At 38.5% G+C, this 16,672-nt stretch carries 14 protein-coding genes and 1 pseudogene; 3 read left to right on the top strand and 12 right to left on the bottom strand.

Going from position 1 to position 16,672, the window contains the following annotated elements; all coding sequences use genetic code 11:
• Nucleotides 1–9 precede the first annotated feature (9 nt).
• Genes ABHC48_RS11985 through ABHC48_RS11975 form a run of 3 tightly spaced genes read right to left on the bottom strand, consistent with a single transcriptional unit; the run spans nt 10 to nt 4,047 of the window.
• Entirely contained in the window at nt 10–1,455 is a 1,446-nt protein-coding gene (locus ABHC48_RS11985) for a flippase (protein ID WP_118582844.1), read from the bottom strand.
• 26 nt (nt 1,456–1,481) lie between these two features.
• Entirely contained in the window at nt 1,482–3,395 is a 1,914-nt protein-coding gene (locus ABHC48_RS11980) for a DUF2142 domain-containing protein (protein WP_195699619.1), read from the bottom strand.
• Nucleotides 3,379–4,047, bottom strand: coding sequence for a hypothetical protein (locus ABHC48_RS11975; RefSeq protein WP_147422338.1), 669 nt, complete (start codon nt 4,045–4,047; stop codon nt 3,379–3,381). The genes ABHC48_RS11980 and ABHC48_RS11975 overlap by 17 nt, the downstream gene beginning before the upstream one ends.
• Before the next feature lie 130 nt (nt 4,048–4,177).
• Between ABHC48_RS11975 and ABHC48_RS11970 the strand changes: the two genes are divergently transcribed.
• Nucleotides 4,178–5,437, top strand: a complete 1,260-nt coding sequence (locus ABHC48_RS11970) for a hypothetical protein (protein ID WP_118582852.1) — start codon at nt 4,178–4,180, stop codon at nt 5,435–5,437.
• Between the two features lie 55 nt (nt 5,438–5,492).
• On the opposite strand, the gene ABHC48_RS11965 is transcribed toward ABHC48_RS11970, so the two are convergent.
• From ABHC48_RS11965 to ABHC48_RS11955, 3 genes are all read right to left on the bottom strand, one after another.
• Nucleotides 5,493–6,572, bottom strand: a complete 1,080-nt coding sequence (locus ABHC48_RS11965; RefSeq protein ID WP_118582855.1) for a glycosyltransferase family 2 protein — start codon at nt 6,570–6,572, stop codon at nt 5,493–5,495.
• Between the two features lie 176 nt (nt 6,573–6,748).
• Nucleotides 6,749–7,828: an acyltransferase family protein gene (locus ABHC48_RS11960; protein WP_173718436.1), complete on the bottom strand. Its 1,080-nt coding sequence runs from the start codon at nt 7,826–7,828 to the stop codon at nt 6,749–6,751.
• A 34-nt stretch (nt 7,829–7,862) separates the two neighbouring features.
• On the bottom strand, nt 7,863–9,020 hold the full coding sequence (locus tag ABHC48_RS11955) for a glycosyltransferase (RefSeq protein ID WP_195699618.1): 1,158 nt from the start codon (nt 9,018–9,020) through the stop codon (nt 7,863–7,865).
• Between the two features lie 441 nt (nt 9,021–9,461).
• Here ABHC48_RS11955 and ABHC48_RS11950 point away from each other — a divergent pair, with 441 nt between their 5' ends.
• Together ABHC48_RS11950 and ABHC48_RS11945 are read left to right on the top strand one after the other, a co-directional pair.
• Complete coding sequence (locus ABHC48_RS11950; protein ID WP_195699617.1) at nt 9,462–10,184, top strand: hypothetical protein; 723 nt, start codon at nt 9,462–9,464, stop codon at nt 10,182–10,184.
• Nucleotides 10,185–10,187: 3 nt separating this feature from the next.
• Nucleotides 10,188–10,637 carry an HD domain-containing protein gene (locus ABHC48_RS11945; RefSeq protein WP_118582867.1) on the top strand — a complete coding sequence of 150 codons (450 nt, stop codon included), beginning with the start codon at nt 10,188–10,190 and terminating at the stop codon, nt 10,635–10,637.
• A 115-nt stretch (nt 10,638–10,752) separates the two neighbouring features.
• On the opposite strand, the gene ABHC48_RS11940 is transcribed toward ABHC48_RS11945, so the two are convergent.
• The 6 genes and pseudogenes from ABHC48_RS11940 to ABHC48_RS11915 all read right to left on the bottom strand — a co-directional run bounded on the left by ABHC48_RS11940 (nt 10,753) and on the right by ABHC48_RS11915 (nt 16,474).
• A complete protein-coding gene (locus ABHC48_RS11940) occupies nt 10,753–11,388 on the bottom strand; it encodes a DUF4317 family protein (RefSeq protein ID WP_330661182.1) in 636 nt (211 codons plus the stop codon).
• 219 nt (nt 11,389–11,607) lie between these two features.
• Nucleotides 11,608–12,804, bottom strand: coding sequence for a MalY/PatB family protein (locus ABHC48_RS11935; RefSeq protein WP_195699616.1), 1,197 nt, complete (start codon nt 12,802–12,804; stop codon nt 11,608–11,610).
• Nucleotides 12,785–13,963, bottom strand: a complete 1,179-nt coding sequence (locus tag ABHC48_RS11930; protein WP_195699615.1) for a PLP-dependent aspartate aminotransferase family protein — start codon at nt 13,961–13,963, stop codon at nt 12,785–12,787. The genes ABHC48_RS11935 and ABHC48_RS11930 overlap by 20 nt, the downstream gene beginning before the upstream one ends.
• Nucleotides 13,964–14,206: 243 nt before the next feature.
• Nucleotides 14,207–14,332: pseudogene (locus ABHC48_RS11925) on the bottom strand (AzlD domain-containing protein); the annotation flags it as partial.
• 148 nt (nt 14,333–14,480) lie between these two features.
• Nucleotides 14,481–14,834 carry an Hpt domain-containing protein gene (locus ABHC48_RS11920; RefSeq protein WP_148462144.1) on the bottom strand — a complete coding sequence of 118 codons (354 nt, stop codon included), beginning with the start codon at nt 14,832–14,834 and terminating at the stop codon, nt 14,481–14,483.
• A 119-nt stretch (nt 14,835–14,953) separates the two neighbouring features.
• On the bottom strand, nt 14,954–16,474 hold the full coding sequence (locus ABHC48_RS11915; protein WP_195699614.1) for a C69 family dipeptidase: 1,521 nt from the start codon (nt 16,472–16,474) through the stop codon (nt 14,954–14,956).
• Between the last annotated feature and the right edge of the window lie 198 nt (nt 16,475–16,672).

Raw genomic sequence — 16,672 nt, 5'->3', positions numbered from 1 at the left:
TTCCTTTAACTACTTACTTCTGAACTGCTTTACTATTTCTTTTATTGGTCCAATTATTTGGGCATTTAAGATATTTAATAATATAAAATACACTACCACACAACTCAATACCGTAACACAAATACTTGGAATAATAGTTAAATTAAATGTTCTTATATACAAGCCAACAGCAAACATACCAAGCCCAGCCACAGAATATTTCCATAATTCACCATACAACTTGACATTTCTATAAAATCTTCTCATTTTGATGCTCAGAATAAGATATACAGTTCCTTCCGCAATAATTGTTGCTACGGCTGCACCTCTTGCCCCATAAGGAATAATCAAGATAAAATTAAATAACATATTTACACATGCGCCTGCAATTGTTGAAATTAATGTATCTTTTTCTTTGCCAAATGGAACAAATATTTGAAAAACCAACAAGCCATTAATCGCTGATAAAACAATATTCGGGCTTAAAATGCACATAATTGGAACAGCATTCTGAAATTCAGCGCCACTAAAAATCGTAATCAACTCATTACTCAATAATATAAATCCAAATGCACAAGGTATGGCAAGTCCAATTAAGTAATTTACTGCATTATAAATAATCTCCTTGTATTCCTTCTCCATTCCTTGTTTTATGTAATAGGAAAGCCGTGGAATCAATACTGTACATGCAGAGGAAATCAAAGTCGTCAACGTCCTGTTGAGTTTTACTGCTGCTGAATATAAACCTACCTCAGTTTCACCTTTCATTGCACCAATCATTGTAGTATCCATATTCAAATAAATCTGTGACGCTACACTCATTCCAAAAATAATCAATATAGGAGGCAAATGTTTTTTTAACTCATAATGTTTTCTTCCAAAAAGTCTGATATATTTTCTCTTATAAAATATATTAAAAATATTTGATCCAACATTTGCCATCACTACTAACCCAGCATAAATAATATAGTCATCACGGCTGCGGACAAAGCAAAACATACATATGAGGGCAAGAACCTGAAATACAAACGTTCTGACGGTAATATATACATAATCCTCAAATATATTAAAAACCCAACTCACACCTATCAGATTAAAAATCATAGTAGTTCCGCATAGCAACAGAATATTCTGATAATTTTTTAACACAGGTAGGAAAGAGCACAGAACCAATCCTGCATAAGCAACAGCAGTCGAAATAGAATTGATAATAACAATCTCACTGCATACTTGATTTAATTGTTCCTTATTTTCACGTATCTTTGCACCTTCTCTTACAGCATACGTCGTAATGCCTAATTCTGCAAAAAGGACAAAATAATTCGATATAGAATTCGCATAATCGACTCTTCCAATTCCGTTTACCCCCAATACTCTGGAAGCATATGGAAATGTGATCAGTGGAAAAATAATACTCAGTACAGTTTTTATTATATTTATAACTGAATTAACTTTTAGCGATTTCGTTTGACTCATCTGTTCCCCTTATGTTTTCTTATGACTTACAATAATCTTGGTTGCAGAAAAAAGCTATATATTGATACAAGCCAAAATATATTTGCTGATAACAGAACAAGTTTCGAAACGCTTTCTCCAGATATCTGTATATATACTTTTTTGTTTGTAACCAACAACGCTACTAAATAAAGTAAGGGCAAATAGTATCTTGCCTGAACACCAGCTATAGATTCTACTCCCACTGGAGTAAAGCTTAAATACAATGCAACCCAAATTAATATAACTGTAATTATTATAACAAAAATAATAAATAATCTATACAAAGAACTGTAGGAAATCACACTATCCTGCTTATCTCTATAAATCAGCGTAAGTAAGAGTACCGGAAGCAAAAGCACAACCCATTTATGCGATAATACGCCTAATGCACCAAAATTTAAGAACATCAAATTCCCTACAAAATAGTTACTTGAAGAAGGATCTCCAAGGTTTCTAAAATTATCAAACCTCAAAATATCAGTAACTAATAATTTTATAGTTGCCCATGGATGCTGAATCATAGAAAGCATCTGTCTTACAACACTTGTATCTCCCCCTCTGGAATCTCCTCCAAAAGATACATTTCCAGCAATTGTATTAGAAAATACAGGCAGAACAAATGTCATCAGTACTAACCCCAAAATTGTCAATATTCCAATCCAAAATATAACCTTATACTTTTTTTTCATTTTCTGAACTCGTGGTAATAGCAACATAACAAGAATCAATGGAATATACACAGCCTTTGATAGACAGCCTACAGAAAAAAGAAAAATCGAGCTAATCATATTTACAGCCTGATACTTTTTCTGTGAATAGAACATTTCATTGCACCATAAAACGCTTCCCAATGTTACACAGGCAAAAACCACTGCATCATACGAATAAGAAGCAGCTAAATAAATTGACGTCGGCATCATTGCTATAAATACCAAAAACAATTTCTTCTTTTTTGCTAATCTAATAGCTAGGAACATGATTGCAACATAAAATAAAAGATTTCCAATTTTCCCAAGCATATACATGTTTGAAAATGAAAAATTAAGCAGCATTCCAATTTTCATCATAATAGCCATAGGAATATATGCCAAAAAGGAATATGAAACAACCCCCGTCTCTTTTGTTTCCAAATGTAGAACTTCTCTTCCTTTTTCATTCATTGCAGCTCGCAATTCTGCATATTCCGCCTTCGTATTGCAACTTGGAGTTTTTTTATCTATTATAGTCTGTGTAGCCTCGGACCACTTTACATGCTTACCACTGGCAATACTATAAACATTCTGAAAATGTACCTCTTCATCCCAGGCATTATAAGTCGGCTGTGCATAAATTATAACAAGTAGCCCAAAGACGAGCGAAAAACAAAGGAAATACCATTCAACCTTTTGTACAAATTTTTTTTCAAATATCATTGCATACAATAATGCAAGCAAGCATACTACAAATAATACCCGATATTTATTAATCTCAAAACGATTTGAAAAAGCAACTGAATGTAATTCCGTTTTCTCTGGCTTATAAAGAGTTATTTTAATAGCTTTAACTTTCTTATTTAAATTAGTATAACTTTCAGAAAACCACGTACTAATATTATCCCAATAACTTACCTTTTCCGATTTGCCAAATCCATTAAGTTGCTGGACTTCCATCACATATGCATCATCACTTGCAAATTCGCCAACAAGTCTTATTTGCTTAATATATAATGCTTTATCTGTTGTAAAATCAATCACATATTTTTCATACTCACCTTCTTCTTCCAATTTCATATGTTCAGTAACATCCATCCAATCATATCCACCAATAATTGACTGAAAGTTGAAGATAATTTCAATAAAAGCCGTCAGTAATACAATAGCCAACACAGCCAATATTCTTTTGTATTTTTTTATATCTTTTGCTTTATTTAACAGTTTCAACCTTACTCTCCTCATAACTGATGTAAAAAACATAACTACTCAATAAGCTCAATGCAAAAATCAATGCACATGCCCATACATACGGATGTTTGGGGTTCAGAGTCTCAATTGCATATAAAATTGAATAATATTCCCCATAACTTCCAGATTCTTCGTATCTAAAATAACTTCCCGTATTTATATTTCCTAAAAGCGATACACGAGTCTCTGAAGAAATTCCTGTTCCCTTTATTACAACCGTATATTCTCCATCTCTTTTCTCGAAATCATTCACAAGAATTTCTACTGAATTCAGCGAAGTTCCTTCCGTCAATGAAGCCAGTTCTTTCACTGAAAAAGTTTGTTTTGTAAGTGTTTCATTATTATATTCAATAGCACAGGTAACTTTTCCGTTTTCATCGTCACCATCCACACCAAAATATAAATTTACACCATACAATTTTTCATCATATAGGTTAAATTTTAGTTTCATCTGTTTCTCATCTGTAATCGACCCAATTCTTGGAATACTATGTAAATTTCCATAACTACTTACATCAATATTAGATGTTAGAGTTTCTTTTCGCTCTATCGGGACTATGCAGGATAAAATCAGCGCCAAAAAGCATCCAATATTTATTACACGTAGTACCCATTTTAATTGTTTATTCATACTTTTTTCCTTTTTTTATAAATATCTATTAATATTTTCAATTGTAGCAAAAAATCCTAGTAAAAACAAGGCGTTTTTATTTGACGAATTCTGTTTCAAATAGTAATATATTTTTAAAGGAGATTATATTATGCCAAAAAAATTGTTATACTTTTTTTCATTATCTATTCTTTTCTTATTTCTATCAGCACTTCCAATAAGTGCTGCCGAAAAGGAGGATACTGTTTCTGTTAATGTTTTCAATAATATGTATTATGGTACGTTAGAAAAAAATAATGATGGTGAATCTGTTTTTTCATTATTTTCTGATCAAAGCGATTCCACATTTACGATCACTGGTAATTGGTCCGAGGCCTTAAATTCATTCGATGGTACCTGTATCATTTCCTATCAAGATGGAACCATACAGGAAGTCACATTCAAAAAAGGAATTATTAAAAAAGAGGTAAAAACTACTTTTCCAGATGGAACTTACCAAATTTTTGAAACCAAGAACGGTAAACCATGCAAAAAAATTTTTACCTACTCAAAAAATGGTACACTTTTAGATTTAGATTGGTTTGATCATTGCCGGTCAGTAAAGGAATTAAATGCATCCGCAGTTACTTTAGATTACGAAACATTAATCAATACACCGTATAACTACTCAGACATACCGGTTAAGCTTTCCGGAACTGTAGTAGAGCTTTATGAAATTCCAACACACGGTTATATAAAAATACGAGATACTGATAATCATCTATTTTTATTCAACTATCCTAATACATCTATCCAGTCCGCTTTTTCAACCAATATCGAAAATGTTTCAATAGGTGATACCATTGACATTTATGGTATGCTAGACAGCATAAATGATTACTCACAGAATCAGCTTTCCCTATACGAACATTCTCTTGGTTATCAAATGGACTTTGATACTTTTGAAAATTTGATTACAGATTCAGATTTTCTTGCAAGTATAAAATATTGTAGCACTATCGACGATAATGATTTAAAAAAGCCGATTCCAGTTTTCAACGCATATTACTGGCAAACAAATGAAACAAATATCGACCCGTTGCATCTTACTTTCAGCTATGAAGAAATTTGCAAGTATCCATATTATTACAAAGATGAGGATCTGTCCGTAACAGGCAAAGTTATTTATGAAGAGCTTAATTCTTCTGGCAACCGTGCCACCCTCCTTATCCAAAAAGGAAACTCTTCTGAAATATACGGAACTACTTACAAAGCAGAAGATTACTCTTCTTTACTAGGCAAAACAGTTTCCTGTTCTGGTTCAAGTAATGGAAATCGTAAAATTGCTTACTATAATATGGACACTCAGACAATGGGATACGCTCTTTTTCCTAACATTAAACTTTCTAAATTAAATTTAGTATCTAATTAAACTTCAAGGGCTCTATGTCAATAATTACAGTTTTGACATAAAGCCCTTATTTTAATTAAGCTTCTTTATACTCCATTCTTTTCTGCAAATAATCTTGCCATTTTCCTCGAAAAATAATCATATTCCTTGCGCGTCTTTCTCGAACCACAGTAGGTTCATCTGTACTTTGAGTTCCAAACTCATAGTGAAATACCAGACAATTACCGCAACAATAATTACGTAATCCTCTTTTCTGCAATTTCAAGCAAAAATCTACATCTTCGTATCCATAAAGATATTGTTCGTCAAATCCTTCACACAGCCAGAAATTTTCTTTTCTCACAAGTAAAACTGCCGCAGTTACACATGCCCACTCATGGTCTTCTCTGCTCATACAAGCATGCAATTCTTCACCATTATTTACATTATATGGTTGCCAATATCTAATATTTTCCCGTATTCCGTCACGAAAGGCAATTCCTTCATGCTGAATTGTGTACGATTTCCCTTTATTAATACTGTAATTTGGAATTTCAGGATAAACTAATGTTGCTCCGATTGCACCCACATTCTCGTTATTCAGCGCACTAAGCAGCAATTCATCAAGCCAGCCATCAGTTACTTCAGTATCATTGTTTAGAAATAAAAGATACTCTCCTTCAGCATAGTTTGCTCCAATATTATTTGCGGCTGAAAAAGAAAGATTTTCATCATTTCGAATCACTTTTATTGGAAGTACCGCCTGATATTCTTTTATAATGTCTAAAGATTCATCCTCCGACGCATTGTCGACCATAATGATTTCAAAATTATCATAAAATGTTCTTTCATGCAAAGATTTTAATAACTTTGAAAGCTGACTTTTTCCATTATGATTTACTATGATGATAGATACCAAGGGATGTGCCTGCTTCAAGATACTCCTTTCTGGATGGCACATTGCTTCCATGTCTCTCTGTACTTTTCTGAAATGAATATTATCAATTTCTCGAAAAACTTCATTTCGCCTTACTTCAAAACTCATTTTTTGAATACAAGCTTTCAGTTCTTTATTCTCGCTCCTCAGTTTCGTTATCTCGTTATTACACTTCTCCCATTTTTTTATTAGCTTATCAATTATGGGCACTTTGTAAATTATTTTTTTTAAACTCTGCATATTTTCTCCACACTTTTCTCTAAAGATATCACTGTTCACTCCGCGCTCAGTAACACGTTTCGCGCCGAAGTTCTCGTTTTTTCTATTAACTTTTTTTCACAAAACAAACATGTCTCCTACCTCGACATCACCATATATAAAAGACAAGAAACTAAACTAATTCATTTGATTTGCTATTACTTTAAAAACTTTTTATTTATGGCTATTCTAGTTCTTTCTATTAACCATCTTTCTCCATATACCAAAATCAATGGTACTGCCACACCCACAATATAATAAATGGGCCATAACTTTTCAAAGGAATAAGGAAAACATTCCAGTGTTTCATTTCCAAGCTTCCATATCTTGCAAATCATCAAATCAAAACATTTGAAAGTAATAATATGAAGTGCCATAATATGATAGCTATTTTTTCCAGCTGTACAAAATAATGTCCGTAATACTCCAACCTTATCAAATCCCTGAGCAATACAAATACAGAAAGTAATCCCCAGTATTGTAATTGGATAAAAAATCAACGGATGAAGAATCATGTTTGCCGACAATTCAACCATTCCTATATTGAGAGATAGAATTTTCCAAATAACAATGCCTAAAATTGGAGATAACCACCATTGTAAATATTTCATCATATACTGACGGTAATGCTGAAATAAATATCCCAAATAAATAACTGTAATTCCAAGAACAGAAGTCTGTATATGATACTGCAAAATAACCTCGTTATCATTTAACCAAATGCCAACTATAGCAGTTAAAACTCCACATAAAATATGCCATATTATTGGATATTTCATTTTTTCAGCATGATAATACAATAACATAAACATACTTACACCAATAAAAAACATTGAAACAAACCAAAATGCACTCAGCATAGCCTCGGATGTTCCAAAAATACATGCCTCAAATATTAGTTTTATAATATCTAATTTTCCATATACAATTGTATCACTCTTAAGTATATGAATTTTCAGAAAAAAATTATGCAAAAGAATAAACACAATACTATATTTCACATAAATGGGGAGTACTCCTCCTAACCGCTTTCCAATTTGCATATATGGCGTTATATCGTTACGCGGTTTAAAGCTCATCCCTGCAACAAAAAAGAATATCATTAAATGATATGTGTAAACAAATGGACCAATTGGAAAATTGCATCCTGGCAGTATCCAACTTGAATGTCCTATAACAATTGAAGTTATTCCAATCCCCTTCAATAAATCGATCAGAGTATCTCTTTGCTTTTCCATTCTCTTTCCCATTCTTTTTCAGCCGATAAACTTATTACTTTTGCAAATGTTTCTCCACAATCTCCACCAGTTCCCGTGCTCTCGTCTCAAAAGAATATTGCTCCTTAATCACCGGCCACTGCTCGTCGACTTTTGCTTTCACTTCTTCATAGTTGTTCTCAATTTTCTTCACGCACTGGTGGAATTCTTCTTTATTGCTATAGTACAGCACTGCTTCCGGAAAGATTTCCCTGAGCTCATCGCAGCAGTCAGATATTACTGGGAGACCGCAGGCCAGGGCATCGAAAATGCGATTATTCACAAACTGGTAATCCAGCATGTCTTTCCAGTGGTCATTCAATGTGACGCGGGCACTTCGGTAAAGGGCGGGAATCTGGCTGTTTTCGATAAAAACATCCTGTACCATGGTCTTATCTGGGCCTAACATGGCTTTCCAGCCTGCACCCCAGATTTTCAGCGGAAGCTTATCCTGTGCTGCCCATAATACACAGGGGCGGGCCACACCACGGGAATTTCCAATAAATAAATAATCTTTTCCACGGCTGCATTCAGCTTCCTGATCCGGGTAAAAAAGCTCAGTGTCTGTACACTGAAGCAATGGATAAACAGGAACCGTAAGCTTCGCCTGAAGCTCCCTGGCATAATGGCAGGAACCTACGCATACAATATCATAGAGCTGGTATTCTTCTTGGGTAACCATCTCCGGGTGGCTGATATTCCACATAATATAGAGGCATTTGGTGTTCCGGCGATCCGGACGGTAAAATTCGCAGCCTCGAAGTACAAGAACCACATCTGCGTTTACTTCACAGTCCCAGTCTTCGTGCAGGTCAATTATAGTGTACATTCCCATTCGATCCAGGTAACGTTTCAAGGCAACTGCATACGCATAATCGCCCCAACGGATCTTTTTTTCCTCAGGAGCAGGACATTTGATCACCCAGATCTGACGTTCTTTCGCTTCACGCTGCACCTGTGCAGCCCGTTTTCCCCAGTCGTCCCGGCGGTGCAGTTCCTGTGACACATATTCCTTCAGCTCCAGCATGGACTGGCTGTTTTTCTGAAGCTCCAGGAGGATTTTTTCCTGGCGTTTATTCTCTTTTTCCAGTTCACGCAGCTTATTGTCCATATAGGTGCGGCTTACCGGAATAAAGCTTCGTAATTTCTGTTTCAGGGTATTCCAAAAGCTCATATAGAAACTCCTTGTATAATAAGTTGTCAATCGGTAAAAATCTGTTTTTGAGTCTTTGACTTTTATTATAACGAAATATGACAGGAAACGCAACTCCCCACAGCAAATCACCAAACAGGACAGTAGCGCAGCGTTACTGCTCACTGGTAACGTTCCGCGAAGCACGTTACTGTGAACGGATTGAACAGTAACAGCGCAGGCGCTCTGCAATTTTCTCCTGAAACAGTAACCCTTCACAATTTTTTCACGTTTTTTTCTACCATTTATCACTAGGAAAGTAATTTCGAATTTGCTATAATAGTTTCACGACATCAGAGCATGTTTAAAAAAGGCTTTCTGCAAAATGTGCATCACAATTTGTGGGATATTTCATCCCCATCTTTATTCAACAAACGCATCAAACTTTTCTGACATTATAAATCTTAGGAGGATACCGAATTCATGCGAAGAAAAAAGAGCTTACTAATACCGGCTGTGCTGGCTTTTTCCCTTTGCACCGGTGCTGTTGTCCCAGTACTGGCGGAGGAGACCTCACAGACAGCTGATGCAGCAGATAATGAACAAGAGGCACATACACAAAGTGCTACAGATACTTCTGATTCCTCTTATGAAAAAGGCACCATCACAGACACTGATTTTCAGAGTGAGTGGTTGAATCTGAAATTCATACCGCCGGAAACAGTAGTCATGAATACAGAGGAAGAGCTTCAGTCTGTTATGAAGCAGGGCCAGACTACTCTGGAGGAAGCTTCCGGGGTGGAACTTGGAGAGGATGCTTTGTCCGGCACTGTTTATGAAATGATGGCTTCTTCCATCTCTGGTTTTCCTAATGTTTCCTTAGTTGTCGAGGATGCTTCTTTGGAGAATATGACTGTTGACCAGTATTTTCTGGCTGCACAGCAGATGTTGGATGCTACCGGGATGGGCTATACTTATTCAGACGTAACAGATATACAGATTGCCGGGCAGGATTTCCGTGTTATGGAAACAAGTGTGGCAGTCAATGACTATGAAGTTCTTCAGAAATATTGTACCCGCAAACAGGGAGGAAAGTTTGTCTCCATTATTTTATCATACACCACAGATACCACAGCAGAAGCAGATGAAATTCTGGCAGCTTTTACTCCATTAAATACAGACACGGAGGCTGCGCCTGCAGAATAAACTATGGTCTATACTCCCTTAACCATAAAAGCCATAAAAATTGCATATAAAGCACACGAAGGACAATACGACCAGAGTGGGGTTCCTTATATTCTTCACCCGGTTCATCTTGCAGAACAAATGACAGATGAAACTACCACCTGCATTGCCCTGCTTCATGACGTTCTGGAAGATACTGCCCTGACTCTTCCTGATCTGGAAGCGGAATTCCCAAGAGAGATCACAGAGGCAGTCCAGCTGCTTACACACGCTCCTTCCGATGATTATCTGGATTATGTGCGCAGACTTTGCGAAAATCCGCTGGCTCGTAAGGTAAAGATTGCGGATCTCGCCCATAATTCAGATGAAACACGGCTTTCTTCCGTCACGCCGGATCCAATGCAGCTAAAGCACTGGCGGACGAAGTATGCAGCTGCAAAGGAGATCATACGGGAATACGAGAATATCCCATAAAGTACAACTCCAGACTCTGTAAAAAGGTACTCTGTTATATTAATATCAATTATGTTGATACCAATATAACAGAGTACCTTTTTTATATTTTGCAAAAGCAACTGTTAAATTTCTATTATTTCACCCGCAAAATCGACCTCACCAGTTCCAGATGCGGCCTGTCTGCATCCTTCTGGAACACGGCAACATGGTTCAGGTCTGCGCCGCCATCTGTATATGCCGGAAAAAGAAAGCCGCACTCCGGCTCACCTGGCTCGTATTCATCTGCAAGTGGACAAATTACACAGATCAGATATTCAAAAACAGTTTCTGATTCCCCCAGCCGCTCCTTATCTGCTGCCTTTGCCGGAATATCATATCTGTCGTGGAAAATATAAACTGCATAAGGTCTCCTGCTTTTATAATTCTCCATTACAAGATCATAGAAGCTGTCCATAAGAGCATCGTTTTTCAGCCCACATTCCCGGATTGCCATCAAAAGCTGCCACACGGTTCCTGGCCTTCTGTCTGCATCTGCAAATTCATAACGTTTCAGATTTACATTTGTTGCTGCAAAGGGAACTACCTTGGCAAGCTCAATGTTTTTCTTCTTTTCTGCGGCAGACAGCTTTAAAAAATTCACGTTAAAGCTGCCGTCAAAGTCCCCGTCCTTATCCACATAACATCCCGCAATCCTTGTAAAAGAACTCCGGGCAACATTCATCCTCCTGGTCAGCGCCAGCATATCTTCACGGTCGATTTTGTTGGTCATGGTTTTCTCCTGTGTATACGCAAAATGTTTTTTCTATTTTACCATTCCTATGCGCTATACACAACAAAAAGTAAAAATATCTCCATTTAAAGTGCTTTTCTAGTTACTGTTCACTGGTAGCATTCCGCGAGGTGTTTTTTGTGAACAAAGTTCACAGAAAACCCGAGAGTTGCGGCGCGAAATCATGCAAAGCATGATTTCTGTGCATCGCGAAGCGTGTTACTGTGAACGGAGTGAACAGTAACACGCTTTTCTAATCCGCTCCAACGCCTCCGTCAGCGTTGCCCTTGGACACGCCACATTAATCCTCTGGAATCCTTCGCCTGCTTTTCCGAAAATCTTTCCACTGTCAAGCCAAAGTCTGGCCTTATTAAGGATCAAATCCTCCAGTTCCTCAACAGTCAGGCCTGTCTCACGGAAGTCCAGCCACACCAGATACGTGCCTTCCAGATCTGTCATCTTCACCCCAGGCAGATATTTTTCCACATACTCTTTTGTGTAATTGATATTCGCCTCCACATAAGCATGCATTGCCTGGTACCACTCTTCACCTTTGGAATAAGCAGCCTCTGTTGCCACCAGTCCCAGAACCCCGAGCTGGCTGGTTCCTGCCGCATCCAGCTGCTTCCGGAATTTTCGGCGAAGCTCCGGATTGGGAATAAAAATATTGGAAATCATCATACTTGCAAGATTGAAAGTTTTACTTGGGGAAGTGCAGGTAATGGAAATATCCTGAAACTCCTTTTTCAGACTGGCAAACACCTGATGCTTTCCCTTAAAAACAAAATCCTGATGGATTTCATCACTGACAACGGTCACACCATTCTTTACGCAGATATCTCCTATTTTTTCCAATTCTTCTGCGCTCCACACTCTTCCCACCGGATTGTGCGGATTGCACAGGAAAAACAGTTTTACATTTTCCTCCACGATTTTCTTCTCAAAATCCTGAAAATCGATGTGATAACGGTTGTCTTCTCCCTGATAAAGATTGCTGCTCACTACTTTTCTGCCATTGTCCTGAATAACTTCTGAAAAAGGATAATAAACGGGAAGCTGGATCAGCACACTGTCTCCTGGCTGCGTGTATGCTTTTACTGCCATCGCCAGGGCAAAAACAACGCCTGGGGTTTTAATCAGCCAATCCTCCTGGATCTCCCAGTTGTGGTGGAGCTTCATCCAGTTTGCAATGATTTCAAAATAAGGAGTCTGCACCTCACTGTATCCGAAAATCCCCTCTTTTGCACGCGCCACCAGCGCATCTTCAATATAAGAAGAGGTCTCAAAATCCATGTCTGCGACCCAAAGAGGCAGCACATCTGCCGGCTTGCCCCTTTTTACTGCAAAATCATATTTCAGACATCTGGTATTTTTTCTGTTAATCACTTTATCAAAATCAAGATTTCTTTCCGCCATATAATTCTTCCTCTGTTTCTGCAAATACTTTTTCAAATTCATCAAGAAGATCCTGGGCATCCTCGATTCCAACAGAGAGGCGAAGGGTTGCCTCTGTAATTCCGTTGCGTTCCCGTATCTCCTTCGGCACATCCGCATGCGTCTGGGTAGTTGGATATGTGATCAACGTCTCCACACCACCAAGACTTTCTGCAAACTTGATCATCCGCACTTTTTCCAGAACAGAAAGGGCAAACTCCTTGCTTTCCAGCTGGAAGGTAAGCATGGAGCCAAATCCTCTGGCCTGCTTTTTCATAATCTCATATCCCGGGTGATCTGGTAATCCCGGATAGATTACTCTGGTCACTGCGCTCTTTGTTTTCAGCCATTCTGCGATTTTGAAAGCATTTTTCTGTGCCTGCTCCATGCGGATTCCAAGAGTTTTGATACCGCGGAGGATCAGCCAGCTGTCAAAAGGAGCCAGGCCGGAGCCTGTGGTTTTAATAAGAAAACGAAGCTTTTCACTGATATCCTCTCTGTTGGTTACCAGAAATCCTGCCAGGGTATCATTATGTCCGCCCAGAAATTTGGTTCCGCTGTGCACTACAATGTCCGCTCCCAGTTCCAGTGGATTCTGGAAATATGGAGATAAAAATGTATTGTCTACTATGAGAAGGAGATTATGTCTTTTTGCAATTTCTGCAAGTGCCGCAATATCAGTGACATTCATCATGGGGTTGGTTGGAGTTTCAATATAAATTGCTTTTGTGTTTTCGTTTACATAACTTTCCACATTTCCTTTCCAACAGTCGATTCTGGAAAAATGGATCCCGTTTTTCGAAGAAACATTGTCAAAAAGCCGGATGCTTCCGCCGTACAGGTCTGCATCTATGATCAGATGGTCTCCTGGTTTAAACAGCTCCATTACCAGAGTGATTGCTGCCATTCCAGTGGAAAAAGCCAGTGCGTCAATTCCGTTTTCCAAGGTTGCTACAATTTTTTCCAGATGCTCTCTGGTTGGGTTCTGCAGTCTGCTGTAATCAAAGCCTGTGCTCTGACCTACTGCCGGATGTTCATATGTTGCTGTCTGATAAATCGGAAAGCTGATAGAGCCATAATTGTTACAACAGCCTTCCTCTTCTTCCAAATGTAAACACTTTGTATTGATTCCTCTTGCCATGATTTTCCTCCAGATTCGTATAATCGCGTTCAGAGAAATGTTTTCTCTCTTTTTTGTCTGAACATATCATAGCAAGATAAGAGGATTTTGTATAATTCATTTTACCTTGAGTTCGTTATAGAATATTGCTATATCTGATTAGATATGTTAGATTTGGTGTATTGCCAATTTCAGAGCGTGTTTGAAAAAGGCTTTCTGCAAGATGTGCGTCACAATTTGCGGGAATACTTTTTCAAACACGGTCTAAAACACCCTCTGCACCAGCAGCATATACAAAATCGTTCCACCGCCAATACTAAGCAGTGTATTCTTTTTCCACTTATGCAAAAATACGATAAACAAAATCGCAATGGCTTCTGGCAGCCCATAAGTTCCGCTTCCGTTCCTTCATAGTTACACTCTTCGCGATGCACAGAAATCATGTTTCCCATGTTTTCGCGCCGTACTTCTTGGGTTTTCTGTAAACGAAGTTCACAAAATATCTCTTGGGATGATATCTGCTGAATAGGAGCAGGCATTAATTACCGGCCAGTTCCCTGATAGCATCTGTCAAGGTCGTGTACTGCTCTTTCACCTGCGCGTAAAGCTCATCACTTCCTGCGGTTTCTCTTCCTCTTAATACCTCCGTAAGCTCTGCACTGACCTTATACAATTCTGTAAATCCAAGGTTCAGGCACACACCCTTCAGGGTATGGGCTGCACGGAATGCTTTCTCTCCATCCTGTGCGGCAAGACCATCTGTCAGCTCCTGAAAACTTGGATCATTAAGAAATTTCACCGCAAATCTTTTCACAAGCGCTTCGCTTCCCAGTCTTTTCAGAACTCCATCGTAATCTGAGCCAACTTTCTCATAACATTCTTTTATTGTCATTCCAGCCTCCTTAATTTTCATTCCGGTTCCCTATGTAACTGCTTTCTGCACTTTATTATATTAAATTGAAAGAAATTTGTCCACAGGTTTCTAGAGCGTGTTTGAAAAAGGCTCTGACATTACGCATCAGACCTGGAATAAGCATTTTTCATCTGATTACTCAGCTCATAAAGCACTTTATCCAGTGTGTCAGAAGCCTCTTTTTTCACCATATCCACAATTTCCTGGTTAGCCTGATGGCGAAGGGACATTCTCTTCACTGCGTCAGACTCTTTTTCCAAAAGAGCGTCATACTTGCCAATCAGCTGGTGGCCTTTTGACATTACACGCTCCTGATAACGTTCAATATGGAAAATGGAGCTCTTATAAGAAGCATCTGCCATGGCACCGATCATGCGGCTTACCCAGTAGAAGCTGTCAGTGGTTACTTCCCTGGTGGTGCTGGAAAAATAGTCCGGAGTGGTATCAATTGTGGCATAAAACGGCACCAGCACATTAAATGCATTGGATGCAAACGCAACCCATTCCAGAATATTGCAGTCCTTTTCCATGCCTGGTCTCATCTGGATCAGAGACAGGAAATCTGTACGGTTCACACCGATAGAACGGAATGCTCCGCGCTGTTCTTTTTCTCCATAGGAAGCATATGGATCATAAGAGGTTCCCTGATAATGGGAGGACAATACATATTTCACATCCTCTACAGTAATCTTTTTTTCCGGAATCATGCACCATGGCAGATCATCAGAATATGGAGTAAATTCTGCATTTACGCCATCCCAGATTTTTGTCTTCGGATTCAGGTTTCTCAGCATATACCATGCACGAGGAGTATTATAAACATGGTCGGAATCGTCATGGCTTCCGAACGCATCTCTTGGATTCAGTACACCATCCATGGAAAGATCCAGGTGATTTTTGCTGATAAATTCTTTCAGGTCAGCGGAACACATGTATTCCAGATCCGCATATTCCTCACATGGGCACCGATATTTTTCCTGATCCCGCAATGCCTTTTCCAAGTCAAATTTATCAATTCCAAGCTGATTTGGCATTACCACATACGCCTCATCCGGAACCTTTCTTGCCATCCAGTGATGGCCGCCGATGGTTTCCAGCCACCAGATTTCGTTTTGATCCTGGAAAGCAATTCCATTCATCTCATAGGTTCCGTATTTCTCCAGAATGCTTCCAAGACGGATCACACCTTCGCGGGCGCTATGAATGTATGGAAGAACAATGGACACAATATCTTCCTCTCCGATTCCACCGGCAGCTTCCTCCTTACCGTCCTTTGCAGGCTGATAGGTTACCAGAGGATCCGCGCCAAGTACCCGGGGATTGGAGGTAATCGTTTCTGTAGCAGTCATTCCCACATTTGCCTCATTTACACCGCTAGCTGCCCAGATTCCTTCGCCGTCTACTGCATTTGGCACAGATGTATAGCCCATTGGATCATCTGGAAGATCAATTTCCACATGAGAAATCACAGATTTATATTTCCGCGGCTGTTCCTGTGGATGAACCACCACAAATTTTTTGGGCATATAATGTCCAGAACCGGAATCATCATTTCTTGCGATCATGGTAGAGCCATCATAAGATGCCTTTTTTCCAACTAAAATTGTAGTACAACCCATTTAAATTTCCTCCTGAAAATATTTCGTAATCTACTATGCACTATGTTAGCACAATCGAGCATTTTATGGAATACAGAATTCCGGAAATCAATTATTTAACGGTTGTATTGCCTGCCATTAAGCTTTATACTTATGTTATTCCCGGAGCAAAATGATGCGAAAAGGAATCCTACCTGTCAGGGCTTTTCTATAACTTAA

This window comes from Ruminococcus sp. 1001136sp1 (assembly GCF_039841815.1).
In the GTDB taxonomy this organism is placed as follows: domain Bacteria; phylum Bacillota; class Clostridia; order Lachnospirales; family Lachnospiraceae; genus Blautia_A; species Blautia_A faecis.
Note: the sequence above shows the minus strand (reverse complement) of the source record. Positions and strands in the feature narration are given on the sequence as shown.